Source organism: Amycolatopsis sp. MtRt-6, assembly GCF_017308975.1.
Classification (GTDB): Bacteria; Actinomycetota; Actinomycetes; order Mycobacteriales; family Pseudonocardiaceae; genus Amycolatopsis.
On the sequence record NZ_JADWPD010000003.1, the window covers coordinates 280666 to 306503 of the forward strand.

The following is a 25838-nucleotide window of genomic DNA, read 5'->3' on the forward strand; positions in this document are numbered from 1 at the left end:
CGGCCGCGGCGTGAGCACCTGGTTTTCCCCGAGGGCAAGTTCAGGGTCGGGGTCCGGGCCGTTCCCGATGTGGCCGGCCACCCCCGGGAGACACCATTGAGCCATGACGAACAGCGTGTACACCTCGGAAACCAAGAAGCTCCGCCGCAGCCGGAGCGACAAGATGCTGACCGGTGTCTGCGGTGGCTGGGCCACCTACTTCGGCATCGATGCCAACGTCCTGCGGATCGGGATGGTCGCCGCCGTGTTCCTTTCGGTCGGGATCGCCATTCCGGTCTACATCGCCGCCGCCATCCTGACGCCCGAAGAGGACTCCTGAACCGGGGCGGGCGCGGGCTCGCAGGGGGAGCCGGCGCCCGCCGGAGGCCGGGGGTGCACGAAACGAACGGCCCGGACGCCAGGGGACGTCCGGGCCGTTCGGCCGTGATCGCTGGGCCGAGCGGCCCAAAACCGCATCGCGAATCCCGTTCGAGGGGTTAGGGTTCGCGCTCGTGGATCACGGAAACACCGCCCCCAAGGTCGTTGTCGGGATCTTGGGTGGGCTGTACCTGATCGCCGGACTGGGGTTGACCGCCTTCGCCGCCTACGCCGTGCTGTCCGCCGGCGACACCGGCGGCGTGCGAGCCGGCCGCGTCGTGCTCTACACCGCCGCGGCGCTGGCCATCTGGGTCCTGCTCACCGGCATCGGCGCGATCGTCGTCGGCATGGAGGCCGACGAGAAGAGCACCGCCTGGCTCGGGGGCCTCGGCGTGCTCGCGCTCGGCGTCGTGATCGTCGGCGCCTACGCCGTCTGGTTCTTCACCAAGCCATAGAAAAAGCCCGGCCCGCCGAAGCGGACCGGGCTTTCCCAGTCAAGCGGCCGAACTCAGAAGTCCATGCCACCCATGCCACCGGACGGGTCGGCGGGAGCGGCCGAAGCCTTCTCCGGCTTGTCCGCCACGACGGCCTCGGTGGTCAGGAACAGCGCCGCGATGGAAGCGGCGTTCTGCAGCGCGGAGCGGGTGACCTTCGTCGGGTCCGGCACGCCGGCGGCGAGCAGGTCCTCGTAGACACCCGTGGCGGCGTTGAGGCCGTGACCCTGCGGCAGGCCCTTGACCTTCTCCACCACGACGCCACCCTCGAGGCCGGCGTTGATCGCGATCTGCTTGAGCGGGGCCTCGACGGCCACCTTGACGATGTTGGCGCCAGTGGCCTCGTCGCCCTCGAGCTTCAGGCCCGCGAACGCGGCCTCGGCGGCCTGGATCAGGGCCACGCCACCACCGGCGACGATGCCCTCTTCCACGGCGGCCTTCGCGTTGCGCACCGCGTCCTCGATGCGGTGCTTGCGCTCCTTGAGCTCGACCTCGGTCGCGGCGCCGGCCTTGATGACGGCCACGCCGCCGGCCAGCTTCGCGAGCCGCTCCTGCAGCTTCTCGCGGTCGTAGTCCGAGTCCGAGTTCTCGATCTCGGCGCGGATCTGGTTGACGCGACCCTGGATCTGGTCGGCGTCGCCCGCACCCTCGACGATGGTCGTCTCGTCCTTGGTGATGACGGCCTTGCGGGCCTTGCCCAGCAGGGACAGGTCCGCGTTCTCCAGCTTGAGGCCGACGTCCTCGGAGATGACCTGGCCACCGGTCAGGATCGCGATGTCCTGCAGGATCGCCTTGCGGCGGTCACCGAAGCCCGGCGCCTTGACGGCGACGGACTTGAAGGTGCCGCGCATCTTGTTGACGATCAGGGTGGCCAGCGCCTCGCCCTCGACGTCCTCGGCGATGATCAGCAGCGGCTTGCCGGACTGGATGACCTTCTCCAGCAGCGGCAGCACGTCCTTGACGGTGGAGATCTTGGAGCCGAAGAGGAGGATGTACGGGTCCTCGAGCTCGGCTTCCTGACGCTCCGGGTCGGTCACGAAGTAACCGGAGATGTAGCCCTTGTCGAAGCGCATACCCTCGGTGAGCTCGAGCTCGAGGCCGAAGGTGTTGCTCTCCTCGACAGTGACGACGCCTTCCTTGCCGACCTTGTCCAGCGCCTCGGCGATCAGCTCGCCGATCGTGCGGTCGGCGGCCGAGATCGAGGCGGTAGCAGCGATCTGCTCCTTGGTCTCGATCTGCACGGCGGCCTTGTGCAGCTGCTCGGTGACGGCCTCGACGGCCGCCTCGATGCCACGCTTCAGGCTGATCGGGTCGGCGCCGGCGGCGACGTTGCGCAGGCCCTCGCGCACGAGCGCCTGGGCGAGCACGGTGGCGGTGGTGGTGCCGTCACCCGCGACGTCGTCGGTCTTCTTGGCAACTTCCTTGACGAGCTCGGCCCCGATCTTCTCCCACGGGTCCTCGAGCTCGATCTCCTTGGCGATGGAGACACCGTCGTTGGTGATGGTCGGCGCGCCCCACTTCTTTTCGAGCACGACGTTCCGGCCCCGCGGGCCGAGGGTCACCTTGACGGCTTCGGCGAGGGTGTTCAAGCCGCGCTCAAGACCGCGGCGGGCGTCCTCGTCGAACGCGATCAGTTTGGCCATTGCGGTGTGGTCCTCCGGTATTGGGCGCCACCGCCGCGCTGCGTCTTTGGGTATACGTACAGCGGCGGCAGCAGGACTCTTCCTCGGCCAGGCTCGGTGCCCGCGACGGACGACTGGACCCGGGTGGGGGTCAGCCTCACCGTCCCGACCTTTGGCACTCGACGGCGTCGAGTGCCAAGTTCGTGTTTAGCACTCTCAGGGGGAGAGTGCAAGAAGACCTGCTCAGCGTCGCACGATCAGTTGCCCGGCTTGATGCTGATCGACGTCGGGGGCGCGTTCAGCGACGACGAAGGCGCGTTGGTCGGCGAGCCGCCGTCGGGGCCGACGGGGATGTTCGGCGCCGTCGTCTGGGTACCGCCGCCGCCACCCTTGTCGTCCCCGCCGAAGAGGAAGATCGCGCCCACGACCAGGCCCGCCACCACGACGAGGCCGAGCACGATGAAGATCCACTTCTTGCCGCCGCCCCCCTTGGGCTGGTGGAACGCGCCCGCGCCACCGGCGGGCATCGGCGGGCGCAGCCGCATCGGGTCCTGGCCGTAGCCCTGCGGCGGCATACCCTGCTGTTGCTGCTGCGGGTAGCCGTACCCCGGCGGCGGGCCCTGCGGCGGCATGCCCTGCGGCATCCCGGGCGGCGGGCCCTGCGGAGCGCCCTGCTGGGGGTAGCCGTAGCCGGGCGGCGGGCCCTGGGGCGGCGGGCCCTGCGGTCCGGGGCCCTGGCCGAAGCCGGGCTGCTGCTGTCCTCCGTACGGGTGCACGGGGGCCCCCTCTCCCTGCGGTGCGCTGTTCTGGTGCGGCCCCTGTTGTACCTGACCAGGCCGGTGCGGCGCGGGGATTCCGCCCGAATGGGACCCCGGTGGCCCCGGCGGGGTGTCCGACGTCGCCAGCGGGCCGAGCGCGCGGCGCGCGGCCGCGACCATCTCGACGCAGCTGGGGTAGCGGTCGGCCGGGTTCTTGGCCATGCCGCGCCGGATCACCTCGTCGATTGCCGGCGGCAGCGCGACGGCGCGGGAGATCGCCGGCGGCTCGCCGTTGAGGTGACCCTTGATCACCGTCGGGACGTCGCCCTTGAACGGCGGGCTGCCGGTGAGGCAGGCGTAGAGGACGCACGTCAGCGCGTACTGGTCGGTGCGCCCGTCCAGCGGCTCCCCGCGCAGGTGCTCGGGGGCCGCGTACGTGGGCGAGCCGAGGAAGTCGCCGCCGCGCGTCCGGTGCCCGGTCGCGCCGCGCCGCGTCAGCCCGAAGTCGGCGACGTACACGTGCTCGCGCGAGGTCTCCTTCTTCGTCACGAGCACGTTCGCCGGCTTGACGTCGAGGTGGACCAGACCACGGTTGTGCAGCGTGTCGAGGGCGTCCGCGACCTGGTCGAGCATCGTCAGGGCGCGCGCGGGCGCGATCGCGCCACTGGAGATCAACCCGGCGAGATCGCCGCCGTCGACCATCCGCATGGCGATGTAGAGCATGCCGTCGAGCTCGCCGAAGTCGTACAGCGGCACGACGTTGGCGTGGTCGATCGCCGACGTGTTGCGCGCCTCGTCGACGAACCGCTCACGGAACTCGGCGTCGGCCCCGAGGTGGTCACCGATGACCTTCAGGGCCACCTTGCGGCCGAGCCGCACGTCCGTGGCCTTGTAGGTCACGCTCATGCCGCCTTTGCCGAGCACCCCGTCGATGCGGTAGTTGCCCAGCCGGCGACCGGTGAGGTCCCCCGACACATCGCCTGTCACGCCCGCAGCCTAACGCCCCTGGTTCGGCGCCTGCCGGGGGTTCACCGATCACCTGACAGGCGTGCTACGAAACCTTGCGTACGTCGGCTGCCTGGCTCCGACCGTCACGACCGGACTGCACTTCGAACTCGACGCGGTCGCCCTCGTCCAGAGTGCGGAATCCTTCGGACTGGATGGCCGAATAGTGGACGAACACGTCCGGCCCCTCCGTGGATTCGATGAACCCGTAGCCCTTTTCCGAGTTGAACCATTTGACGGTGCCGACAGCCACGGCGCCCTCCCTCAGCACAAAGGATCCGCTGGCCCGAGCGGATGCCAGCGGCGGAAGTGTCAATCACGCTACCGGAATTATTGTCCGCGGCAATGGGCAATTCGTCCGAAGATCACGAACCCGAAAGGCGTCTGTTCCGCGCGTGCACGAGCACCGTCCCGGGACCCGCGAAGTCGACCGCCAGCCCTTCGCCGGTGCGCAGCGACTGCGAGCCGCCCGGATCGAGGGCCCGCAACCGGCACTGCACGGTGTCCGGGTAGGCCAGCAGGTAGTCCGGCCGGACCGTGACCAGCTCGCCCTTGCCGAGCTCGAACGCGTCCACCGGGCCGGGCGCGGCCAGCACGAGCGGCCCAGTCCCGCTGTAGTGCTCGAGGAACCCCGAATCGGCGCCGAAGAGCTGCTGCAACGGCACCCAGCCGGGGTCGTGGCGGACCGACGAAGGCTGCACGAGCACCGCGTCCCGGTGCACCGACCAGCCCGTGCCGCCGCCCACGTCGAGCGGGTAGACGTCGCCGGGGCGCAGCGGCGCGAAGTCGATCCAGCCGCCGTCGGACGGCGCGGTGTAGACGGCCGTCGCGGGCTTGCCCGCGCGGACGCCGCCGCGGCCGCCCGGCGCCTCGGCGACGCCGAACCGGCTGGCGAGCAGGGTTTCCGGCGCGGCGCGCACGGCCTCGCCCGGGTCCAGCAGGACGCGGGCGACGCCGAAGCCGGGGGTGTGCCGGGTCTGGACGCGCATCAGCGTGACGGGACGTGGGAGATGATCCAGCTGATCAGCGCGGACGGGTTGCGCGTCTGCGTCATGATCTGGCCGGGGCCGACGAAGTCGAACACGAGCCCTTCGCCGCTCTTCATCGACTGGATGATGCCGGTCGCGACCTTCCGGATCTGGTACTGCACGGTGTCGGCGTAGGCGACGACGTGCCCGGTGTCGATGGTCACCATCTCGCCCTGCTGCAGCGTGATGGTCTCGACCGCGCCGTAGCAGCTGACGAGCAGCTGGCCCTGCCCGGTGGCGTGGGTCAGGAAGCCGCCCTCGCCGCCCATCAGGTTCTTCATCCCGCCCCACTTGGTCTCGGTCTGCACGCCGTGCGACGACGCGAGCCAGCAGCCGCGGGTGACGGCCCAGCCGGTGCGGCCGTCGAGGGTGAGCACCTGGATGTCGCCGGGCAGGTTGGCGGCGACGTCGACCCAGCCGCCGTTCTGCGGGGCGGTGAAGGTGGAGATGAAGAAGGACTCGCCGGAGAGGAACGCGCGGCCGAGGCCCTTCATGATCCCGCCCTGCGCCTGCGACTGGACCTGCACGCCGTAGCTGGTGGCCATCATCGCGCCGGACTCGACCTGGCACGGTTCGCCGGGTGCCAGCATCAGCCGGGCGACGGCGAACGAAGGCTGTTGACGGATTCCGACCTGCATGAGTTCTCCCCTGGGCGTGCCTGTGACGGGCAGAGTCTTGCATGCGCCCCGAACCCGGGGAGGATGGTCCGGTGATCTCCGTCGACGACTACCGCGACCGCGTCGCCGCGCTCCTCGGCACGGCCCCCGCGACCACGCTGCCCCTCGCCGCCGCGACCGGGCTCGTCCTGGCCGAAGACGTGCGCGCCGGCGTCTCGCTGCCGCCCTTCGACAACTCGGCGATGGACGGCTACGCGGTCCGGGCGGCCGACGTCACGACCGCGCCCGTGACCCTGCCGGTCGCCGATGACATCCCGGCGGGCCGGGTCGACGTCCGGGCCCTCGAGCCGGGTACCGCGCACCGGATCATGACCGGCGCGCCGCTGCCGCCGGGCGCGGACGCCGTCGTGATGGTCGAGGACACCGACGGCGGCACGGCGCAGGTGACCATTTCCGCTCCCGCCCGCGAAGGCGCGCACATCCGGCGCACCGGCGAGGACGTCGTCGGCGGCAGCGTCGCGCTGCACGCCGGAACGGTGCTGGGCCACTCGCAGCTGGGCCTCGCGGCCGCGGTCGGGCTCGCCGAGGTGCGGGTGCACCGGCCGCTGCGGGTGCTGGTCGCCTCGACCGGCACCGAGCTGATCGACGCGCCCGCCCCGCTGCGCCACGGCCAGATCTACGAGTCCAACAGCGTGATGCTCGCCGCGGCGATCCGCGACCTCGGCTGCGAGGTCGACGTCGTCCGCAGCGTCGTCGACGACGTCGAGGAGTTCCGCAAGGTCATCGAGCCCAAGCTGGCCGGCGCCGACCTGCTGGTCACCTCCGGCGGCGTCAGCGCGGGCGCGTACGAAGTGGTGAAGGACGCGCTGACCGGCCAGGGCGTCGAGTTCGCGAAGATCGCGATGCAGCCGGGCGGGCCGCAGGGCAGCGGGCGCTGGCACGGCGTGCCCGTGGTGGCGCTGCCAGGCAACCCGGTGAGCGTGCTGGTGTCGTTCGAGGCGTTCCTGCGCCCGGCGCTGCTGGCGGCCATGGGCCACACCGACGTCTCGCGCCGCCGGGTGCGGGCCCGGCTGACCGAGGCGATGACCTCGCCCGCCGGGCGCCGCCAGTACCGCCGGGGCGTGTTCACCCCGTCCGAGCGCGAGGTCACCGGGATCGTCGGGCCGCGCGGCGGGCCGGGCTCCCACCTGCTGGCGGCGTTCACGCAGGCCAACTGCCTGATCGTGCTGCCCGAGGACGTCACGTCGGCAGCGGAAGGCGAAGAGGTGGACGTCCTGCTGCTCTGACCGGGAAGTCCCGCAGCTTCCGGAACGGCACGAGCATCGGCAGGGCCGCGACCAGCACCCCGGCGGCCACCCAGAGCGTGGCGCGGACGCCGATCACTTCGCCGAGCAGGCCGCTGCAGACGCCGGCCAGCGGGATCGTGCCGTAGTTCACGATGGACGCGCTCGAGCTGATCCGCCCGAACAGCTCGGGCGGGCAGTACTGCTGCCGGAACGTCGTGGTCAGCACGTTCGAAGCCACGACACCGGTGCAGACGCCGAACACGGCGAGGACGGCCAGGACGAGCCCCCAGCCCGGGCTGCTGAGCGGCCCGAGGAACAACATCGGCGCCGCGAACACCTCGCAGAGCAGGAACGCGCGCGCGGTGCCGAAGCGCGCGCCGAGCCGCCCGGCCAGCAGCGCGCCGAGCACCCCGCCGGAGGCGGCGAGCGCCATGACCAGGCCGACCATGCCCGGGCTCGCGCCGAGCGTGCGGGAGAGGAAGACGACCTGGATCGAGCTGTACCCGGTGAGCGCGAGGTTCGACACGGCACCGAACGTCATCAGCGTCCGGAGGTAGCGGTCTCCCGTCACGAACCGCAGTCCCTCGGCGATCTGGCTGCGCAACGGCGTCCGCGCCGCCGCGGCCACGGTCTCGCGCACCCGGATCGCCCGCACGCACAGCACGGAGACACCGAAGCTGACGGCGTCCACCAGAACGCCGCTGACCGGGCCGAAGGCCTGCGCCAGCAGCCCGGCCAGGCCGGGGCCGGCGACCTGCGTCGCGGATTCGCTGCCGTCCAGCTTCGCGTTGCCTTCGAGCAGGTCGTCCTCGCCGACCAGCGTCGGGAGGTAGGCCCGGTAGGCGAGGCTGAAGAACACCTTGGCGACCCCGCCGAGCAGGGCCACGACCAGCAGGTACGGCATCGTCAGCGCACCGAATGCCGCGGCCACCGGGACACTGCCGAACACGACCATCGACACCGTGTTGCAGATCAGCATGACCGGGCGCTTCGGCAGCCGGTCGACCCAGGCACCCGCCGGCAGGCCGATCACCAGCCACGGCAGCCAGGCCACCGCCGTCAGCAGCGCGACGCCGAAGGTGCTCGCCTGCAGGGTGATCACCGCCACCAGCGGCAGTGCCGTGGTCGCGACCATGCTGCCGAGCATGCTCGTGGTCTCGCCGGTCCAGAGCAGCCGGAAGTCCCTGTTCCCCCAGAGCCCCTTCACGGCTTGCCCAGCGACGTCCGCGCGGCGAAGAAGACCGGGCGGCGCTCGACGCCGTCACCGGGCTCGGTGCGGTCCTCGAACTCGGCCAGCAGCAGCAGGATCCGCTCGTTCAGCTCTTCGAGCTCGGCGGCGGACAAGCGCATCCAGGTGTCCGTGCTGAACGCCACGCCCCGCCACTCCGGCGGATAGGTCTCGCGGGTCGCGAGCCACTCGCGCGCGATCGCCATCTGGTGGTCAAGGGTCAGGACCTCCGCGGCGTCGGCGACGGGATCGTCGGGGAAGTCCGCGTACGCCCACCGCAGTGTCTTCACGGAGCGCTTCCACCAGCGTTCCCGCTGGTCACGCGCCAGCTCGGGCGCCACTTCGACCAGCTTGGCCGCTGCCAGCACCTTCATGTGGTGACTGATGTTGCCCACCGCCTGGTCGGTCTTCGCGGCCAGCATCGACGCCGTCGCCGGTCCGTCCAGGTGGAGCAGCTCCATCAGCCGTCGCCGGAGCGGGTGCGAAACCGCGGCCAGCACCTTCGAATCCCGGATGTCCCGGACGTCATCTCCCATGACACACAAGAGTAGTTGTACAAGAGTTCTTGTGCAATGGTGCTTGTACAACTGCTCACGTAAGCTTCGGACATGGGTTTCGTCGCATGGGTGATCTTCGGCGCGATCGTCGGCTGGGCCGCGAACCTGGTGGTCGGCGGGCGCGAACGGCGTCGGCAGGGTTGCCTGGTCAGCGTGCTCGTCGGGGTCGTCGGCGCGGCCCTGGGCGGGCTGATCTACCGGCTCGCGACCGGGCAGGCGAAGACCTTCGACTTCGACTTCCCCAGCTTCGGCGTGGCCATCCTCGGCGCGGTCGTGCTGCTGGCGATCCTGCGGCTCGCGAGCGGTCTGGCCCGGCGTCCGAGTGACCGTTGGTAACTTTTGCCGGACGAACCGTGATCAACGGGCCTTCGGACGCTAAACTGCCTCTTCACGCGCGTCTCCCGGTGGCCGGGTGCGTGCGCCGTCGGGGGGCGGATGCACCCGGCCCCGGTCCTTCGCCTTCTTCGCCTTCAGTGCCTCGATGACAACGTCCACCGCGCGCGCCGGGTCGACGAGCGACGGCACGGGCACCTCGTCGATCTCCCGGCACCACGCGCCCAAGAGGTCGCGAAGCCGGGCTTCGGCGGGGTCACGGCGGTCGCTCATCAGTCCTCACAGGTCAGGCGGGGCAGCGCCCCGAACGGCGGCAACTACTTAGAGTCATCGGCGAAATCGACCTTGCGTTACGACGCGGCGATCATTCCCACCCGCTGCGGTGACCCCCTCCCGGAGGAGTCCGGCAGGGGCGCTCGGACACGCTCACCTGGGGCAGCGGTAGCGTGGAGGCGCCCGTACGCGGCCGCCGGACACGGCGCCCATCCGTTCTTCCGACACGAAACCAGGGGACCCGACCATGAGCGGCACCCGGCCGGAGCCCGCCGGCAACCCAGTCGCGCACGCCCTCCAGCTCGCCCGCGAGACGCTGCCGCCGATGCACCCCGCCGGCCGCCCGTTCGTGGCCGGCGGCGTCGCCGCGACGCTGCTCGCCCGCCGGTTCTCCAAGCGCCTCGGGCTCGTCGGTGCCCTGGCGACGGTGGCGACCGCGGCGTTCTTCCGCGAGCCGAAGCGGGTCCCGCCGCCGCGTGACGGCGTCGCGCTCGCCTCGGCCGACGGTCTCGTGTCGCTGATCGAGGAAGCCGTGCCGCCCGCCGAGCTCGGCCTGCCCGCCGAGCCGCGGATGCGCGTTTCGGTGTTCCTCTCGGTGTTCGACGTGCACGTCCAGCGCGTGCCGGCGAACGGCGTGATCGAGCGGGTCGCCTACCGGCCGGGCAAGTTCCTGTCCGCGGACCTCGACAAGGCGAGCGACGACAACGAGCGCAACTCCGTGCTCATGCGCACCGAAGACGGCCACGAGCTCGTCGTCGTGCAGATCGCCGGGCTGGTCGCGCGCCGCATCCTCTGCGAGATCCACGAGGGTGACAAGGTCGGTGCCGCTTCGACGTACGGCATCATCCGGTTCGGCTCCCGGGTCGACCTCTACCTTCCGCCGGGCTCGACGGTGCTGGTCAGCAAGGGTCAGCGCACGGTCGGCGGCGAGACGGTCATCGCCGAGCTCCCTGCCGCGCCTTCGAAAGGCTGATCGATGGTCCGCGTGACCACCCCGGGCGTCCGGCTGCTGCCGAACGCCATCACCGTGCTGGCGCTGTGCGCGGGCCTGTCGGCCGTGCAGTTCGCGCTGACGAAGAACTACGCGATGGCGATCGCCTCGATCGGCATCGCGGCGGTGCTCGACAGCCTCGACGGCCGGATCGCGCGCCTGCTCGACGCGACGTCGAAGATGGGCGCGGAGCTGGACTCGCTGTCCGACGGCATCTCGTTCGGCGTCGCGCCGGCGCTGGTGATCTACGTGTGGCAGACGGGCGCGGACCGGATCGGCTGGGTGGCGTCGCTGATCTTCGCCGTCTGCATGATCCTGCGGCTCGCGCGGTTCAACACGCTGCTGGACGACACGGACCAGCCGCCGTACGCGAGCGAGTTCTTCGTCGGCGTCCCGGCGCCGGCGGGCGGCCTGCTGGGGATGCTGCCGCTGGTGGCGTACCTGCAGTGGGGCGAGGGCTGGTGGTCGTCGCAGTACGTCGTGTGGGCGTGGACGGTCGCCATCGCGGCGCTGCTGATCAGCCGCATCCCGACGCTGTCGCTGAAGACGGTCAAGGCCCCGGCCAAGGCGATCGCCCCGCTGCTGCTGGGCGTCGCCCTCCTGGCGGCGGCGATCATCCAGTTCCCGCTGGTCGCGCTGCTGGTGGCGATGGTCCTGTACCTGGCGCACATCCCGTATTCGATCCACCGGCACCGCTGGCTGGCCGCCCACCCGGAGGCCTGGACGGTCCCCCCGCGCGAGCGCCGCGCGATCCGCCGCGCCCGCTCCCCCCGCCGCCTCGGCCTGCGCCCGCCCCTGCGCCGCCGCGTCGCGGGCGCGGCCATGCGCGCGGTCCGCCTCCCCCGCGAAACGGCCCGCGTCCCGCGCGGCACGTCCGAAAACGGCCAGCGCCGCCGCTCCTGGCGCCAGATCGGCCTCCGCCGCAAGTAACGTGATGCCCCGCCAATCACGCTAGATGCCTCCCCAATCACGCGAGATACCCCGCCAATCACGCGAAACCCGGCCCGGGTCACGCCAGATCGGGTCCTGATCACCCGAGCCGTCCGGTGATCACCGTGATCCAGCGGGCATCACGCGTGATCCAAGGGGCTTCACGCGTGATTGGCGGGGCATCACCCGCTCGGCTCGCTAGGGTGAACGGCGTGAGCCACCCGCAGATCACGCTGACCGTCCGGCACACTCCGTCGGCGCTGGACGCGCGCCGCGGCGTCGTCCGGCTGCACCCCGAAGTCCTCGACGCGCTGGGCCTGCGGGCCTGGGATGCCGTCCACCTCACCGGGGCGCGGGTCAGCGCCGCGCTCGCCGCGCCCGCCGACGAGACCGGGGTGCCCGGTGTCGTGCTCACCGACGACGTCACCATGTCGAACCTCGGCGTCACCGAGGGCTCGGAGGTCGTCGTCGCGCCCGCCGACGTCGCGGCCGCCAAGACCGTCACCGTGGCCGGGTCGCGGCTGGCCAGCGTCTCGCTGAGCCCGCACGTGCTGCGGCTCGCCCTGATCGGGAAGGTCCTCACCGTCGGGGACGCCGTTTCGCTGCTGCCGCAGGACCTCGCGCCGTCGCCGGGGTCGGACCCGGCCGGGCTGCGCGGGCAGCTGTCCCGCGCGATCGGCGCGACCTGGACGAACGAGCTGCTCACCGTCACCGCCACCGAGCCGGCCGGCACCGTTGCCGTCGGACCGTCCACAGTGGTCGTCTGGCGTGGCGGCGCCCGGCCGGGCACCGCCGAGCCGGCCGCGCCCCGGACGGCGACCGCGCTGGTGCGCACGTCCGCCGTCACCGCGGCCGAGGAGTGGATCGACGCCGAGGTCGTCGAGGACGAGGCCACGGCTGAAGAGGCCGCCGTCCCGCTGGCCGACCTGATCGGCGCCGAGACCGCCGCGCGCAAGCTCGCCGAGTGGTTCGACCTCGCCTTCCACCGGCCCGAGCTGCTGGCCCGGCTCGGCGCGCCCGCCCACCTCGGCGTCCTGCTGTCCGGCCCCGAAGGCGTCGGCAAGGCGACGCTCGTGCGGTCGGTGGCCCACGAAGCCGACATCAAGGTCATCCCGCTGGCCGCGCCGAACCTCGCGGTGCTGGACCCGAACGTCGCCGTGGCCCGGCTGCGCGATGCCGTCCGGAGCGCCGAGGGCCCCGCGGTCCTGCTGCTCACCGACGTCGACGCGCTGCTGCCCGCGACGACTCCGCCGCCGGTGGCCACGGTCGTGCTGGAGGAGCTGAGGACCGCCCTCAAACGCGAGCGCTTCGCCGTCGTCGCGACGACGGCCCGTGCCGAGTCGGCCGACCCGCGGCTGCGCGCCGCCGACCTGCTCGACCGCGAGCTCGGCCTGGCCCTCCCGGACGCGAAAACCCGCCGTGAGCTGCTGAACGTCCTGCTCCGCGACGTCCCGCTCGACGCCGGCATCGACTGCGGCGTCCTCGCCGAGCGGACGCCGGGCTTCGTCGCCGCCGACCTGATCGCGCTGCGCCGGGACGCCGCGCTGCGGGCGGCGCTGCGCCAGCGCGACACCGACGAGCCGCGCATCTCGCAGCAGGACCTGCTGGACGCGCTGGCCACCGTCCGGCCGGTCTCGATGTCCACTTCGGACAACCTGGCCACCGGCGGGCTGACCCTGGACGACGTCGGGAACATGGTCGACGTCAAGCAGTCCCTCACCGAGGCGGTGCTCTGGCCGCTGCGGTACCCGGACTCGTTCGCCCGGCTCGGCGTCGAACCGCCGCGCGGGGTGCTGCTCTACGGGCCGCCCGGCGGCGGCAAGACGTTCCTCGTGCGGGCGCTGGCCGGCACCGGCGCGCTGAACGTCTTCGCGGTCAAGGGCGCCGAGCTGATGGACAAGTGGGTCGGCGAGTCCGAACGCGCGGTCCGCGAGCTGTTCCGCCGGGCCGCGGAGGCCGCCCCCGCGCTGATCTTCCTGGACGAGATCGACGCGCTGGCCCCGCGCCGCGGCCAGTCGTCCGACTCCGGCGTCGCCGACCGCGTCGTCGCCGCCCTGCTCACCGAGCTCGACGGCGTCGAGCCGATGCGCGAAGTCGTCGTCCTCGGGGCGACGAACCGGCCGGAGCTGGTCGACCCGGCGCTGCTGCGGCCCGGCCGGCTCGAGCGCCGCGTCTACGTGCCGCCGCCGGACGCCGAGGCCCGCGCGGCCATCCTCGCGGCCAGCTCGAAGAACACCCCGCTGGCCGACGACGTCGACCTCGCCGCGGTGGCGTCCACTCTGGACGGTTATTCGGCGGCGGACTGCGCGGCCCTGATCCGCGAAGCGGCGCTGACGGCGATGCGCGAGTCCCTGGAAGCCCGCGAAGTCACCGCGGCGCACCTGGAGACGGCCCGGAAGACGGTCCGGCCCAGCCTCGACCCGGCCCAGCTGGCCGCGCTGGAGGCGTACGCGAAGACCCAGGCCGGCGAATGAAAGAGGCGGCCGTCAAGCGACGGCCGCCTCTTCGAGAACTCAGCTGCCCTTGTGGCCGGCCTGGTATTCCTTCGTCACGATGACGATCACCCCGGGGCTCGCGCTCTGGATGCCCTCGAAGCGCGGCTCGGCCTTGATGCCGAACTCCGCGGCGAGCTGCTTGGCCGCGGCCTCCTCGTCGGTGCCCGGCCGGTAGAACGCCGTCGTCGTCGGGATGATGCCCTGCGAGTAGTTGCTGACCTCGTTGACGTTCCAGCCGCTGCCGCGGAAGTCCTCGGCCGCCCGGTCCGCCAGGCCCTTGATCGTCGAGTTGTTGAACACCCGGACGGTCACCCACTTGTTGGACGCCTGCTGGTCGCCACCCGGCTGGCCGGGCGGGGCCGACGTCGGCTGCCCGGACGGCGGCGTGCTCGGCGCCGGCGGGGTGGGCGACGACGGGTTCGCCGAGGTCGACGGCGCCGGAGAAGAAGCCGAAGACGAGGTCGACAGCGGTGCCGAGGACGAGCCCGGCTGCGTCGGCGTGCCGCTCGGCCCGGCTTCGTTGGACCCGCCGCCCCCGCCGAGCGCGGTGATCCCGCCGATGACGGCGGCGACGATGGCCACGCCGATCAACGCGACGCCCGCGGCCTTCATCGGCCGGGACATTCCCGAAAACACACTCATTTCAGCTCGATCCCCAGTCGCCGGGCGCCTCGCTTGCGCTGGCGGGCGGCGCGGGTCTTGCGCAGCCGCTTCACCAGCATCGGGTCGGCTTCGATCGCCTCCGGCTTCTCCAGCAGCTTGTTGAGCAGCTGGTAGTAGCGCGTGGCAGACAAGTCGAAGCGTTCGCGGATGGCGTTCTCCTTCGCCCCGGCGTGTCGCCACCACTGGCGCTCGAAGGCGAGGATCTCGACCTCGCGTTCGGTCAGGCCGGGCACGGGCTTCGGCGGCGACGGCTGCGGCTCAGCCATCGACTCCGCGGCGTCCATCCGAGTCCCTCTCAATCGGGCGTCATGGCGAATCAGACCTAGCTCCTCCGCGGGCGCCATTCAACCACGGAAGCGGCCGCCGACGTGGGCATCGACGTCGGCGCGTCACGGTCTGATGCAGGTCTACCAGAGGGGTCCGACTAAACTGGCTCGCCGTGACCATCCACCCCATCGTGATCGCCGGCGAACCCGTGCTGCACCAGCCGACTCGGGAGATCACCGAGTTCGGCGAGAAGCTGCGCACGCTCGTCGACGACATGTTCGAGACGATGTACGCCGCCGAGGGCGTCGGCCTCGCGGCCAACCAGATCGGCCTCGATCTGCGGGTGTTCGTCTACGACTGCCCGGACGACGCGGGCGTGCGGCACAAGGGCGTCGTCGTCAACCCGAAGCTGGAGACGTCGGAGATCCCGGAGACCATGCCGGACCCGGACGACGACTGGGAGGGCTGCCTCTCGGCGCCCGGCGAGTCGTACCCGACGGGCCGGGCCAAGTGGGCGAAGGTGACCGGCTTCGACGTCGAGGGCAACCCGATCGAGGTCGAGGGCACCGGCTACTTCGCGCGCTGCCTGCAGCACGAGACCGATCACCTGGACGGGTACATCTACCTCGACCGCCTGGTCGGCCGCCACGCGCGCGCGGCGAAGAAGATGCTGAAGCACAACAAGTGGGGCGTGCCGGGCAACTCGTGGCTGCCGCCGCGCACCCCCGAGGACGACGGCGCCGTCATCTGACCCAAGCGGCTCAGCAGCCGAGGAAGTGGCAGCGGACCACCTGCGGCATCTCCAGTACCGAGCCCGCCTTGACGTCCCAGGCCAGCCGGACGTACTGGGCGTGCGTCCAGGCCAGCGGGGTCGCCGACGTCGTGGGCGTGCCGGCCGGGAAGCCGGGCCGCCCGGACGGCGGGTTCTCGTCCCACACCTGCTCCGGCATGGTCTCCGCCGAGCTGCTCACCCGGCCGAGGTCACGCAGCCGCCGCGCGGCCGACGCCCTGTCGCCGAGCGCCAGCTCGTACTCGCCGCGTTCGCCGGCGAGCAGCGGCCAGAGCCTGCCGAACGTGGTGCGGCTCTCCGCCGGGAACGTGTAGTCCCACGGCGAGCCGTCGGCCTGCTCGCCGTAGCCGTCCTTCGTGTAGCGGTGCCAGAACTGGCCGGTCGGCGTGGTGAACGCGATGTCGGCGTCGGTGACCCGCACGCTGTTCTTGATCACCGGGTCGTCGGCCCGGTAGATGCCGAGCCGGACCAGGTCGAGGAAGCCCGCGTCGGTGACCGCGCGCTGGTCCATCGTCACGCTCGAGTTGCCGAGGTTGTACGTCGTCCCGTTGTTCGCGTTGGCGTCCTTCGTGAGCCGGACGAAGTACGGGTCCTTCGACAGCGGCCCGTTCGTGGTGACCGTCTGCTTCGGCAGGTCGGCCTTCATCTTGTCGGCCGCGGCGAGGTACCGGGCCGCGTCCGCCGGCGCGCCGTTGTGCGACGCGAGGTCGGCGGCGCAGACCAGCCCGGCGATCACCGAGGCGATCGTCGACGGGGACCAGCCGTCCTGCTCCTCCCAGCGCTCCTGCTGGGTGTACGGCGACGGCTGCCCGTTGGGGCCGCGATAACCCAGGATGAATTCGGCGGCCTTGCGGACGCCGGGCCACAGGTCGTTCCGGCCGAGCTGCTGGGCGAGCACGATCGGGAACGCGGTCTCGTCGAGCTGGATCGACGTCCAGTACGGGACGCCGTCGACGCGGCTGTTCTGCGGCATGTGCCCGTCGGGCTGCTGCTGCGTGCCGAACATGTACGTCGCGGCGCGGCTGGCGGCGGCCGTGTCGCCGCCGGCGATCAGGCCGGTCGCGATCTGGTAGAGGTCACGCGGCCAGACCAGGTGATAGGTACCGGACGGCGACCACTCCGGGTCGTTGTTGCCGAACCGCCACGGCATGCTCGGCGACGCGATGAAGGCGCCCGGGTGGTGCTTGTCCTCGCTGGCGGCGAGCGTCAGCATCGACGCCTTGTACAGGTCGCGCTCGGCGTCGGTCTTCAGCGACGACGGCGGCTTGCTGATCCCGCGCAGGTACTGCTGCCAGCCACGGTCGTACGCGCGCGTGACGTCGCGGATCCCGCGTCGCTGCGACGCCTGCGCGCTCTTCAGCGCGTCGGCGGCCTTCGCGCCCATGCCGAGGGCGAGGGTGACGTGCCGGTTGCGGACGCCGTCGGCGTTCGTCTGGCCGGTCAGCACGACGTTGCCCTTGGCCGCGGTGTCGTAGCCGGCCAGCTTGAACGTCTTCGCGAGCTGCGTGTTGCCGTCGGACGCGCCCGCGTAGCCGACGCTCGTCCTGGTGAACGCGGGTTTCGCGGTGAGCGCGGCGGCGTTGGCCGCGTCCTGCGCCGTGACGGCGTCACCCTGGCGGGCGGCCGAGTCGTCCGAACCGTCGTTGGTGAGGTCCGGATCGGCGACCGCGTAGAGCTGGTAGGGCCGCCCGGTGAGCGACCGGAAGTCGACGTCGACCAGCACGGTCGTCGCGGCCGGGTCGGTGACGTAGGTCTTGCGGAGGCGCCAGCGGTGCTGGTCGTCGGTGATGGTCTGCTCGTAGACCAGGCTGTCGTCGTCGGTCCGCCGCACCTGCTGCGACTTCGCCGAGTAGTCGGTGACGGCGAAGCTGCGGCCGTCGGTGACGACGAAGTTGAGCGAGCGGACGCTGGGCGTCGACAGGTCCGGGTAGTAGACCTCGGACAGCTGCCCGCCCTGGAGGGTGAACCACACGTTGCTGGACCGGTCGTGCGCGGTCCCGAAGCCCGTCTTGTCCGCGGGCAGCCAGCTGGGATGGGCCCCGGGCCCGCCGGGAGCCTCGCCCTGAGCTGCCGCGATCCCCGGGATCAGGCCGGTGACCAGCAGCCCGGCGAGGGCGCCGAACATGAGTTTGCGCATATCAACCCCACAGAAGATCGCTTCTGCACCGTTACAGAAGCGACTTGGCAGTCTGCCGCCGATCCTTCACCGGCGCATGGTCCGATCCGGTGAACCACTGACCGTCACCGGTCCGGGTAAACCGTTTGCCGGGCCGCGGCCGCTGTCACACGATCAGGCGATGCCGAACCTGCTCGCGTTCATCCCCGCCGCCTTCCTCATCGCGATGGTCCCCGGCCCCGCCACGGTCATGCTGATCAAGCAGGCCGCCCGCGGGTCGAAGCGCAACGCCTTCGCCACCATCGCCGGCATCGAGACCGGGATCGCCTTCTGGGGCCTCGCCGCCGTCTTCGGCCTGACCGCGCTGCTTGCCGCGTCGCAGACGGCCTACGACGTCCTGCGCTTCGCGGGCGCGCTGTTCCTGATCTACCTGGGGATCAAGGCCCTCTTCTTCCGGGGCGGCGGCGAGGAGAAGGAGATCCGGCCCGGCACGGGGTACCGGTCCGGGCTGGTGACGAACATCGCCAACCCGAAGGCCGGCGTCTTCGCCCTGTCGTTCCTGCCCCAGTTCGTCCCGGCCGACGCGGGCAGCGGCGCGCTGGTGGTCTGCGTGCTGGCGTGGATCGCGGTCGACATCGTCTGGTACTCCATGAGTTCACCAGCGGCGAACGGACTTTCCGCCACACCGAGCGCACACTTGTAGTACCTGCAACGCTGTAATCGAGGTGCGCATGGACGAGGCGATGGACGCGTACTCGCTCGCGGTCAGCACGGTCGCCAGGACGGTCACCCCGCACGTCGCCGGGGTGCGGCTCGCGCGGGGCAGCGGCTCCGCCGTCGTCTTCGCCGGCGACGGTCACCTGCTCACCAACGCCCACGTCGTCGGCGACCACCGGAAGGGTGTCGCCACCTTCGCCGACGGCAGCGAAGTGCCCTTCGACGTCGCCGGGGCCGATCCGCTGTCCGACCTCGCCGTGCTGCGCGCCCGGGGCGAGACACCGGCCGCCGCCGTGCTCGGTGACGCCGACCGGCTCGTCGTCGGGCAGCTCGTCGTCGCCGTCGGGAACCCGCTCGGCTTCTCCGGGACCGTCACCGCCGGGGTCGTCAGCGCGCTCGGGCGGGCGCTGCCGGTGCGGCAGGGGCGCACCACCCGCGTGATCGAGGACGTCATCCAGACCGACGCCGCGCTCAACCCGGGCAACTCCGGCGGCGCGCTCGCCGACTCCGCCGGCCGGGTCGTCGGCGTCAACACCGCCGTCGCCGGGTTCGGGCTCGGGCTGGCCGTGCCGATCAACGCGACGACGCGGCGGATCATCGACACGCTCGTCGTCGAAGGCCGGGTGCGGCGCGCGTACCTCGGCGTGGTCGGCGTGCCCGCGCCGCTGCCGGACGACGTCGCCGAGCGCACCGGGCAGGGCGCCGGGCTGCGGGTGCACGAAGTCGTCTCCGGCGGCCCCGCCGACCGGGCCGGCCTCAAGGCGGGCGATCTCGTGCTCACGGTCGGGCGCACGCGCGTGTCGGACGCGCAGGGCATCCAGCGTCAGCTGTTCGCGGAAGTGATCGGCACCGCACTGCCGATCACCGTGCTGCGCAACGGAGCCATGGTCGACGTCTACGCCACCCCGGCAGAGTTGGTCGGCTGACTTGAGTATCGCGCGTCGGCGTGGCATGGTCGGGGGCACAACACCAACGCGGGAGCTCGCGCCATGGCGGGCTGAGAGGGTGACTTGCGTCAAGCAGGCGTCACCGACCGCATGAACCTGACCGGGTAATGCCGGCGTAGGGAGTGAAAGTCGTTGACGACCTTGGAAAACAATGCTGCCGTCAGTGTGACGACCGGGCCGATCACCGGCTCGCGCAAGGCTTACCACCAGACCGAATCCGGGCTCCGCGTCCCCGTCCGGCGGATCGATCTCTCCAACGGTGATCACTTCGACGTTTACGACACTTCGGGCCCGTACACCGATCCCGACGTCGAGATCGATGTCCACTCCGGACTGCACCGGCTGCGGGCCGGCTGGGCCGACGGCCGCGAGCACAACACCCAGCTCGGCTGGGCCAAGCAGGGCGTCATCACCCGCGAAATGGAGTACATCGCGGCCCGCGAACGGGTTACGCCCGAATTCGTGCGCGACGAAGTGGCCCGCGGCCGCGCCGTGATCCCGGCCAACCGCAAGCACCCCGAGACCGAGCCGATGATCATCGGCAAGAACTTCCTCGTGAAGATCAACGCCAACATGGGCAATTCGGCCGTCTGGTCGTCGGTCGAGGAAGAGGTCGACAAGATGGTGTGGGCCACCCGCTGGGGCGCCGACACGATCATGGACCTCTCCACCGGCAAGCGGATCCACGAAACGCGGGAGTGGATCATCCGCAACTCGCCGGTGCCGGTCGGCACCGTGCCGATCTACCAGGCACTGGAAAAGGTGGACGGCGAACCGGAAAAGCTGTCGTGGGAGGTCTACCGCGACACCATCATCGAGCAGTGCGAGCAGGGCGTCGACTACGTCACCGTGCACGCCGGCGTGCTGCTGCGCTACATCCCGCTCACCGCGCGGCGCGTCACCGGCATCGTCAGCCGCGGCGGGTCGATCATGGCCGCGTGGTGCCTGGCGCACCACAAAGAGTCCTTTTTGTACACGCACTTCGAGGAACTCTGCGAGATCCTGCGGCAGTACGACGTCACGTTCTCCCTCGGCGACGGCCTGCGCCCCGGCTCGATCGCCGACGCCAACGACCGCGCCCAGTTCGCCGAGCTGGAAACCCTCGGCGAGCTGACGCACATCGCGCGCTCGCACGACGTCCAGGTGATGATCGAGGGCCCCGGCCACGTGCCGATGCACAAGATCAAGGAGAACGTGGAGCTAGAGGAAAAGCTCTGCGGCGAGGCGCCGTTCTACACCCTCGGCCCGCTGGCGACGGACATCGCGCCGGCGTACGACCACATCACGTCGGCCATCGGCGCGGCGCAGATCGGCTGGTACGGCACGGCGATGCTGTGCTACGTCACGCCGAAGGAGCACCTCGGCCTGCCCAACCGCGACGACGTGAAGACCGGCGTCATCACGTACAAGATCGCCGCCCACGCCGCGGACCTGGCCAAGGGGCACAAGTACGCGCAGGAGTGGGACGACGAGCTGTCGAAGGCCCGCTTCGAGTTCCGCTGGAACGACCAGTTCAACCTGTCGCTGGACCCCGACACCGCCCGCTCGTTCCACGACGAGACCCTGCCCGCCGAGCCGGCCAAGACCGCGCACTTCTGCTCGATGTGCGGCCCGAAGTTCTGCTCGATGCGGATCACGCAGGACGTCCGCAAGTACGCGGAGGAGCACGGGCTGTCCACTGTGGAAGCCATCGAGGCGGGCATGGAGGCGAAGTCGGCGGAGTTCACCGAGTCCGGCGGCAAGGTGTACCTGCCCGTGGTGGGGCAATGACACCACGGACCGCCCTCACCATCGCCGGCTCGGACTCCGGCGGTGGTGCGGGCATCCAGGCCGACCTGCGCACGTTCTTCGCACACGGCGTCCACGGGCTGGTCGCGATGACGGCCGTCACCGTGCAGAACTCCTTGGGTGTACAGGGTTTTACCGAGATCCCGGCCGACGTGGTCACCGCGCAGATCAAGGCGGTGGCCACGGACATGGGGGTGAACGCGGCCAAGACGGGCATGCTGGCGTCCGCCGAGATCATCCGCGGGGTCGCGAAGACCCTGGACGAAATCGGGGAGTTCCCGTTCGTGGTCGACCCGGTGGCGGCGTCGATGACGGGCCACGCGCTGCTGCGCGAGGACGCCCTGGAGGCGATCCGCACGGAGCTGTTCCCGCGCGCGACGCTGATCACGCCGAACCTCGACGAGGTCGGCCTGCTGACGGGAATCTCCGTCACGGACGAGGAATCCCAACGGGCGGCCGCCGAAGCGCTGCTGGATTTCGGCTCGCGGTGGGTCCTGGTCAAGGGCGGCCACATGCGGGGCACGACCGAGTGCGTCGACCTGCTGACGGACGGCCGCCAGTACATCTCGCTGAGCGGCCCGAGGTACGTCACGGAGAACACCCACGGCGGCGGCGACACCTTGGCGTCCGCGATCACGGCGTCACTCGCGAAGGGCGCCTCGGTGCCGGACGCCGTCGCCGCGGGGAAGAAGTTCATCGAAAGGTGCGTGGCCGAGGCCTACCCGCTGGGTGCGGGTGTCGGCCCGGTCTCGCCGTTCTGGGTGCTCAGCCCCTAGGCAACACCTGCGGCAGCACCGTCGTGAGCCCGGTCCAGTCCGCGGTGACCACCGACGCGTGCTGCTTCGCCAAGTCGGCGACGCGCTGGTTGGCCTGGTCGACCGTCGGGTTGTGGCCGTCGATGGGCGGGGCGACGTTCTGCGCGTCCGTCATCACGAGGTAGTAGTGGTTGGCGTCGTACCACCACGGCCCGGTCTGGGTGACCCACGCGTTCGCGTCGCCGTCGAAGACGACGAACCACGGCTTGAGGTCGGCGGTGTACTTGTCCCGCGGGTCACCGCCGGCCGCGCCGTGCACGGTCGGGAAGATGTTCGCGTCGCCGAGCTTGCCCGCGTTCTTGAGACCGACGAGGTAACGCGCGTACTCGACGTCGGTCTTCAGCGTGTCGGTCGGGTTCCCCTCCTCGACCGTGCCCGGGATGATCTCGGAGATCACCCGGCCCCGCAACGCGTCCACCGAAGGCCAGTTGTCCGCCTTGGCCGCGTCGTCCAGCGTCGCGTAGCCGCCGAGCAGTTCGGCCGGGCGGAAGGCGACGCTGCCGAGGTGCGCCCGGAACGTGGCGTCCAGCTCGTCCGGGCCCATGCCGGTGTTGTCGGAGAAGCCCGTCTTCATCTCCAGCTTCAGGGTGATCGGCGGGTGCCCGGGGTGGGCGGCCAGCCAGATCCGGATGTCGTCGAGGCAGTACTCGAGGTTCTTGTTCTTGCCGCCGGAGTACAACTGAGCCGCCGAGGTGGCCGCGACGCAGTTGTTGTTGTTCCCCAACGGGTTCGAGTGGCTGACCTTCCACTCGTGGGTGATGAAGTTCGGCCAGACGTCCAGCTCGATCAGCGACGAGCCGGCGTCGAGCGCCTGGGCGAGGTAGCCGTAGGCCGCCGGGTCGTAGGTGTTGTGCACGCCGACCGTTGTGACGTGCGAGAGCTTCGGGCTGTCCGCGTTCGCGGTCGTCGCCCCGGAGAGCACGAGCGCCGCCGTGAGGATTGCCACCGAGAAGAGCTTCATCCAGGCTCCTTCAAACGTGAGTAACCTTCACAATGTCTCACCGTGGTTGACTGTTGATGAAGCAAAAGAGGCTGATTGGCCTAGACCAGAAGTCGGGAAAACACCATGACGACGAGCCTGCCGACCGCGTTGACCATCGCCGGGTCGGACTCCGGCGGTGCCGCGGGACTCCAGGCGGACCTGCGCACCTTCCTGACCTGCGGCGTGCACGGCCTGGTCGCGGTCACCGCCGTCACCGTGCAGAACACCCTCGGCGTGCACGACCGCGCCGACCTGCCGCCGCACATCGTGGCCGGGCAGATCGAGGCCGTGGCGGCGGACATGGGCGTCGGCGCGGCGAAGACCGGCATGCTGGCCTCGGCCGAGATCATCCACGCGGTCGCCGCTGCGTGTGACAAGGCGGGGATCGGGCGGGACGAAGAGATCCCGTTCGTCGTCGACCCGGTGGCGGCGTCGATGCACGGCCACCCGCTGTTCGACGAAGCCGGGCTGGTGGCCCTGCGCGACGAGCTGCTGCCGCGCGCGACGGTGCTGACGCCCAACCTCGACGAGGTCCGGCTGCTCACCGGGATGACCGTGACCGACCGCGAGGGCATGCACACCGCGGCGGTGGTGCTGCACCGGATGGGCCCGCGGTACGTCCTGGTCAAGAGCGGCCACCTGCAGGCCGACCCCGAGTGCGTCGACCTCCTGTTCGACGGCTCGACGTTCGTGGAGCTGCCGGGGAAGCGGTATTCGACGCCGCACACGCACGGCGCGGGCGACACGATGGCGTCGGCGCTGACGGCGGGCCTGGCCAAGGGGATGTCCGTGGTCGAGGCCGCGCGGTACGGCAAGTGGTTCGTGTCCCACGCGGTCGAGCACGCCTACCCGATGGGGGCGAAGGTCGGCCCGGTGTCGGCCTTCTGGCGGCTGGCTCCCGAGGAGCGCTGAGCGACCACCCGGTTACCATCCCTGCGGTTACTGATCCTTGACCGAGCAGGGGGCGGCCGTGACCGGGCGCGAGCGCGTGGCGAAGGTCCTCGAGGGCCGCCGCTTCCAGAACTTCATCATCGCCGTCATCGTCTTCAACGCGGTCACACTCGGCATGGAGACGTCGACGTCGATCATGGACGGCTACGGCGGCCTCCTGCACGTCCTCGACCACATCGCGCTCGGCATCTTCGTGACCGAGCTGCTGGCGAAGTTCTACGCCTACCGCGGCGGCTTCTTCCGCGACAACTGGAACGTCTTCGACCTGCTGGTGGTCGGCATCGCGGTGATCCCGGCGACCGGGCCGTTCGCGGTGCTGCGGTCGCTGCGCGTGCTCCGGGTGCTGCGGCTGATCTCGGTGGTGCCGTCGATGCGCAAGGTCGTCTCCGGGCTGCTCGCCGCGATCCCCGGCATGGCGTCGATCGCCGCGCTGCTCGGGCTGATCATCTTCGTGGCCGGCGTGATGGCGACCAAGCTGTTCGGCACCATCGACCCCGGCGACTTCGGCGACCTCGGCACGTCGCTGTTCACCCTGTTCCAGGTGATGACCGGCGAGGCGTGGCCGGACATCGCCAAGACGATCATGGAACAGGCACCCATGGCCTGGATCTTTTTCGTCGTCTACATCCTGGTGTCCAGCTTCGCGGTGCTGAACCTCTTCATCGCCGTCGTGGTCAGCGGCATGGAGGACGAGCTGCGCCAGGACATCCGCGAGGAAGAGGCGAAGCAGGCCGAAGCGCAGGCCGCCGCCAACCAGGAGATCCTCGAAGAGCTCCGCGCCCTGCGCGCGGAGCTGGCCGAACTGCGCCAGAAGGCCGCGTAGGAACGATCCTGGGGGCCGGATGCGGACACGCTCCCCAGTCGACCGGACACCCTTCGAAGGACGCCGTGATCAAGTCCGTCGAGACGTTCGCGGGCCAAGACCCCCAGCTCTCCACGGTGAACCTGCTGGCACATCGCGAGTGGCACAACGACGTCGACTTCGTGCCCATGGTCATCGCCTGCAAACGCGGGACGCGCGACTGCCTGCTGGTGGCACCCGACGGCGCGGGCTACCACAGCCTCGAGGAGTTCGTGGACGACACGACGCTGCTCAAGCCGGGGGACCGGGTTTCGGGCCCGAGTGGCCTGCCGGACGCCCCGGACAACGCGCGGGTCGAAGAACTCACCAAAAGCGACCCGACCGCCGCCCCATGGATCGTCGTGGGGTTCGCCGTCGTGGGGTGCTGGCGCTGACCGTCCTCGTCTTCACCGCGTTGGGGCTGGTGCGGAGAGCACGAGCGCGCCGCGACGCCGACCGGCTGCTGGGCGACTGGGATCTGCCGTCCGAGGACTGATTCCCGGCTCAGTCGTCCGCGATCAGGGCTTCCAGCGCCGGCAACGCGGCCAGCAGCGCCTCCCGGTGGTCGGGCGAGAGCCGGTCGAGCCGCCGGTTGAGCTCCTGCACCCGCGTCGACCGGACGCCGGACACGAGCCGCTCGCCCTCTTCGGTCGCCTTCGCCAGCCATGCGCGCCGGTCGACCGGGTCGGACTCGCGGCTCACGTACCCGGCCTCGACCAGGGACGCGATGATCCGCGACATCGTCGCCGCGGCCACGCCTTCCTTGGCCGCGAGGTCGCCGAGCCGGAGCTGGCCCGCGTGCACCAGCGTCGCCAGCGCCGAGATGGCGCCGTGGCCCGGCCCCGGCACGCCTGCCTGCCGCAGTGACCGGGACAGCCTGCCCACGGCGAGGTACAACCTGCCCGAGACGTCCTGGACCGATGTGCTCGTCACGGCTGGCTCCTTCTGCGCTCGCCCCGCCGCGGGTGCGCCGGAAAGTGCCGTCCA

Annotated in this window: 28 protein-coding genes and 1 riboswitch; of the genes, 15 read left to right on the forward strand and 13 right to left on the reverse strand. The window is 70.9% G+C overall.

The genetic code is table 11. The features are described from left to right. The first annotated feature begins 103 nt into the window (after positions 1 to 103). Together I4Q55_RS07570 and I4Q55_RS07575 are read left to right on the forward strand one after the other, a co-directional pair. A complete protein-coding gene (locus I4Q55_RS07570; protein WP_206785291.1) occupies positions 104 to 319 on the forward strand; it encodes a PspC domain-containing protein in 216 nt (71 codons plus the stop codon). Positions 320 to 491: 172 nt separating this feature from the next. Continuing rightward, positions 492 to 812 carry a hypothetical protein gene (locus I4Q55_RS07575; protein WP_206785292.1) on the forward strand — a complete coding sequence of 107 codons (321 nt, stop codon included), beginning with the start codon at positions 492 to 494 and terminating at the stop codon, positions 810 to 812. Positions 813 to 865: 53 nt separating this feature from the next. On the opposite strand, the gene groL is transcribed toward I4Q55_RS07575, so the two are convergent. The 5 genes from groL to I4Q55_RS07600 form a co-directional block, all read right to left on the reverse strand. Next, positions 866 to 2494: a chaperonin GroEL gene (gene groL / locus I4Q55_RS07580; protein WP_086857657.1), complete on the reverse strand. Its 1629-nt coding sequence runs from the start codon at positions 2492 to 2494 to the stop codon at positions 866 to 868. A gap of 236 nt (positions 2495 to 2730) precedes the next feature. Beyond that, positions 2731 to 4218, reverse strand: a complete 1488-nt coding sequence (locus I4Q55_RS07585; protein WP_206785293.1) for a serine/threonine-protein kinase — start codon at positions 4216 to 4218, stop codon at positions 2731 to 2733. 64 nt (positions 4219 to 4282) lie between these two features. After that, the gene (locus tag I4Q55_RS07590; RefSeq protein ID WP_003085446.1) at positions 4283 to 4489 is read right to left on the reverse strand and encodes a cold-shock protein; all 207 of its coding nucleotides are present in this window, start codon (positions 4487 to 4489) and stop codon (positions 4283 to 4285) included. Between the two features lie 112 nt (positions 4490 to 4601). Next, a complete protein-coding gene (locus tag I4Q55_RS07595) occupies positions 4602 to 5225 on the reverse strand; it encodes an AIM24 family protein (protein WP_206785294.1) in 624 nt (207 codons plus the stop codon). Continuing rightward, positions 5225 to 5902 (reverse strand): TIGR00266 family protein, encoded by a 678-nt coding sequence (locus tag I4Q55_RS07600; protein WP_206785295.1) that lies wholly within the window; start codon positions 5900 to 5902, stop codon positions 5225 to 5227. The genes I4Q55_RS07595 and I4Q55_RS07600 overlap by 1 nt, the downstream gene beginning before the upstream one ends. A 71-nt stretch (positions 5903 to 5973) precedes the next feature. Between I4Q55_RS07600 and glp the strand changes: the two genes are divergently transcribed. Next, positions 5974 to 7167, forward strand: coding sequence for a gephyrin-like molybdotransferase Glp (gene glp, locus I4Q55_RS07605; protein WP_206785296.1), 1194 nt, complete (start codon positions 5974 to 5976; stop codon positions 7165 to 7167). Here glp and I4Q55_RS07610 read toward each other — a convergent pair. Next, positions 7121 to 8374, reverse strand: a complete 1254-nt coding sequence (locus I4Q55_RS07610) for an MFS transporter (RefSeq protein ID WP_206785297.1) — start codon at positions 8372 to 8374, stop codon at positions 7121 to 7123. The two genes, glp and I4Q55_RS07610, sit on opposite strands and share 47 nt — an antisense overlap. Continuing rightward, positions 8371 to 8931 carry a transcriptional regulator gene (locus I4Q55_RS07615; RefSeq protein WP_206785298.1) on the reverse strand — a complete coding sequence of 187 codons (561 nt, stop codon included), beginning with the start codon at positions 8929 to 8931 and terminating at the stop codon, positions 8371 to 8373. Before I4Q55_RS07615 ends, I4Q55_RS07610 begins: the two co-directional genes overlap by 4 nt. Before the next feature lie 72 nt (positions 8932 to 9003). Between I4Q55_RS07615 and I4Q55_RS07620 the strand changes: the two genes are divergently transcribed. Beyond that, positions 9004 to 9288 carry a GlsB/YeaQ/YmgE family stress response membrane protein gene (locus I4Q55_RS07620; protein WP_013230286.1) on the forward strand — a complete coding sequence of 95 codons (285 nt, stop codon included), beginning with the start codon at positions 9004 to 9006 and terminating at the stop codon, positions 9286 to 9288. 39 nt (positions 9289 to 9327) lie between these two features. Here I4Q55_RS07620 and I4Q55_RS07625 read toward each other — a convergent pair whose 3' ends face one another. Beyond that, positions 9328 to 9558: a hypothetical protein gene (locus I4Q55_RS07625; RefSeq protein WP_206785299.1), complete on the reverse strand. Its 231-nt coding sequence runs from the start codon at positions 9556 to 9558 to the stop codon at positions 9328 to 9330. Between the two features lie 247 nt (positions 9559 to 9805). Here I4Q55_RS07625 and I4Q55_RS07630 point away from each other — a divergent pair, with 247 nt between their 5' ends. From I4Q55_RS07630 to I4Q55_RS07640, 3 genes are all read left to right on the forward strand, one after another. Beyond that, positions 9806 to 10531: a phosphatidylserine decarboxylase gene (locus I4Q55_RS07630; RefSeq protein ID WP_206785300.1), complete on the forward strand. Its 726-nt coding sequence runs from the start codon at positions 9806 to 9808 to the stop codon at positions 10529 to 10531. 3 nt (positions 10532 to 10534) lie between these two features. Then, positions 10535 to 11479, forward strand: a complete 945-nt coding sequence (gene pssA / locus I4Q55_RS07635) for a CDP-diacylglycerol--serine O-phosphatidyltransferase (RefSeq protein ID WP_206785301.1) — start codon at positions 10535 to 10537, stop codon at positions 11477 to 11479. Between the two features lie 212 nt (positions 11480 to 11691). Then, positions 11692 to 13953, forward strand: coding sequence for an AAA family ATPase (locus I4Q55_RS07640; protein WP_206785302.1), 2262 nt, complete (start codon positions 11692 to 11694; stop codon positions 13951 to 13953). Positions 13954 to 13992: 39 nt separating this feature from the next. On the opposite strand, the gene I4Q55_RS07645 is transcribed toward I4Q55_RS07640, so the two are convergent. Together I4Q55_RS07645 and I4Q55_RS07650 are read right to left on the reverse strand one after the other, a co-directional pair. Next, entirely contained in the window at positions 13993 to 14616 is a 624-nt protein-coding gene (locus I4Q55_RS07645; RefSeq protein WP_242545478.1) for a LytR C-terminal domain-containing protein, read from the reverse strand. Beyond that, entirely contained in the window at positions 14613 to 14921 is a 309-nt protein-coding gene (locus tag I4Q55_RS07650; RefSeq protein ID WP_003101701.1) for a DUF3263 domain-containing protein, read from the reverse strand. The genes I4Q55_RS07645 and I4Q55_RS07650 overlap by 4 nt, the downstream gene beginning before the upstream one ends. 155 nt (positions 14922 to 15076) lie before the next feature. On the opposite strand from I4Q55_RS07650, the gene I4Q55_RS07655 reads away from it, so the two are divergent. Beyond that, positions 15077 to 15655, forward strand: a complete 579-nt coding sequence (locus I4Q55_RS07655; RefSeq protein WP_206785303.1) for a peptide deformylase — start codon at positions 15077 to 15079, stop codon at positions 15653 to 15655. 10 nt (positions 15656 to 15665) lie between these two features. On the opposite strand, the gene I4Q55_RS07660 is transcribed toward I4Q55_RS07655, so the two are convergent. Further along, entirely contained in the window at positions 15666 to 17831 is a 2166-nt protein-coding gene (locus tag I4Q55_RS07660; protein WP_206785304.1) for a glycoside hydrolase family 15 protein, read from the reverse strand. 160 nt (positions 17832 to 17991) lie between these two features. Here I4Q55_RS07660 and I4Q55_RS07665 point away from each other — a divergent pair, with 160 nt between their 5' ends. The 4 genes from I4Q55_RS07665 to thiD (I4Q55_RS07680) all read left to right on the forward strand — a co-directional run bounded on the left by I4Q55_RS07665 (position 17992) and on the right by thiD (I4Q55_RS07680) (position 22038). Next, the gene (locus I4Q55_RS07665; protein ID WP_206785305.1) at positions 17992 to 18513 is read left to right on the forward strand and encodes a LysE family translocator; all 522 of its coding nucleotides are present in this window, start codon (positions 17992 to 17994) and stop codon (positions 18511 to 18513) included. Between the two features lie 28 nt (positions 18514 to 18541). Then, entirely contained in the window at positions 18542 to 19453 is a 912-nt protein-coding gene (locus tag I4Q55_RS07670; RefSeq protein WP_206785306.1) for a S1C family serine protease, read from the forward strand. Positions 19454 to 19491: 38 nt separating this feature from the next. Then, a riboswitch (TPP riboswitch) is annotated at positions 19492 to 19613 on the forward strand. Further along, complete coding sequence (thiC, locus tag I4Q55_RS07675) at positions 19607 to 21244, forward strand: phosphomethylpyrimidine synthase ThiC (RefSeq protein ID WP_277991849.1); 1638 nt, start codon at positions 19607 to 19609, stop codon at positions 21242 to 21244. Its footprint overlaps the riboswitch before it by 7 nt. After that, positions 21241 to 22038 (forward strand): bifunctional hydroxymethylpyrimidine kinase/phosphomethylpyrimidine kinase, encoded by a 798-nt coding sequence (thiD, locus tag I4Q55_RS07680; protein ID WP_206785307.1) that lies wholly within the window; start codon positions 21241 to 21243, stop codon positions 22036 to 22038. Before thiC ends, thiD (I4Q55_RS07680) begins: the two co-directional genes overlap by 4 nt. Here the strand turns inward: thiD (I4Q55_RS07680) and I4Q55_RS07685 are convergent. Continuing rightward, on the reverse strand, positions 22028 to 23038 hold the full coding sequence (locus I4Q55_RS07685; protein ID WP_206785308.1) for a phosphatidylinositol-specific phospholipase C domain-containing protein: 1011 nt from the start codon (positions 23036 to 23038) through the stop codon (positions 22028 to 22030). The two genes, thiD (I4Q55_RS07680) and I4Q55_RS07685, sit on opposite strands and share 11 nt — an antisense overlap. A gap of 105 nt (positions 23039 to 23143) precedes the next feature. On the opposite strand from I4Q55_RS07685, the gene thiD (I4Q55_RS07690) reads away from it, so the two are divergent. The 3 genes from thiD (I4Q55_RS07690) to I4Q55_RS07700 all read left to right on the forward strand — a co-directional run bounded on the left by thiD (I4Q55_RS07690) (position 23144) and on the right by I4Q55_RS07700 (position 25246). Beyond that, positions 23144 to 23971 carry a bifunctional hydroxymethylpyrimidine kinase/phosphomethylpyrimidine kinase gene (thiD, locus tag I4Q55_RS07690; protein ID WP_206785309.1) on the forward strand — a complete coding sequence of 276 codons (828 nt, stop codon included), beginning with the start codon at positions 23144 to 23146 and terminating at the stop codon, positions 23969 to 23971. 58 nt (positions 23972 to 24029) lie between these two features. After that, positions 24030 to 24833: an ion transporter gene (locus I4Q55_RS07695; protein WP_206785498.1), complete on the forward strand. Its 804-nt coding sequence runs from the start codon at positions 24030 to 24032 to the stop codon at positions 24831 to 24833. Between the two features lie 65 nt (positions 24834 to 24898). Further along, positions 24899 to 25246: a hypothetical protein gene (locus I4Q55_RS07700; RefSeq protein ID WP_206785310.1), complete on the forward strand. Its 348-nt coding sequence runs from the start codon at positions 24899 to 24901 to the stop codon at positions 25244 to 25246. Between the two features lie 109 nt (positions 25247 to 25355). Here the strand turns inward: I4Q55_RS07700 and I4Q55_RS07705 are convergent, their stop codons facing one another. Next, complete coding sequence (locus I4Q55_RS07705; RefSeq protein WP_086846856.1) at positions 25356 to 25784, reverse strand: MarR family winged helix-turn-helix transcriptional regulator; 429 nt, start codon at positions 25782 to 25784, stop codon at positions 25356 to 25358. Positions 25785 to 25838: the final 54 nt, after the last annotated feature.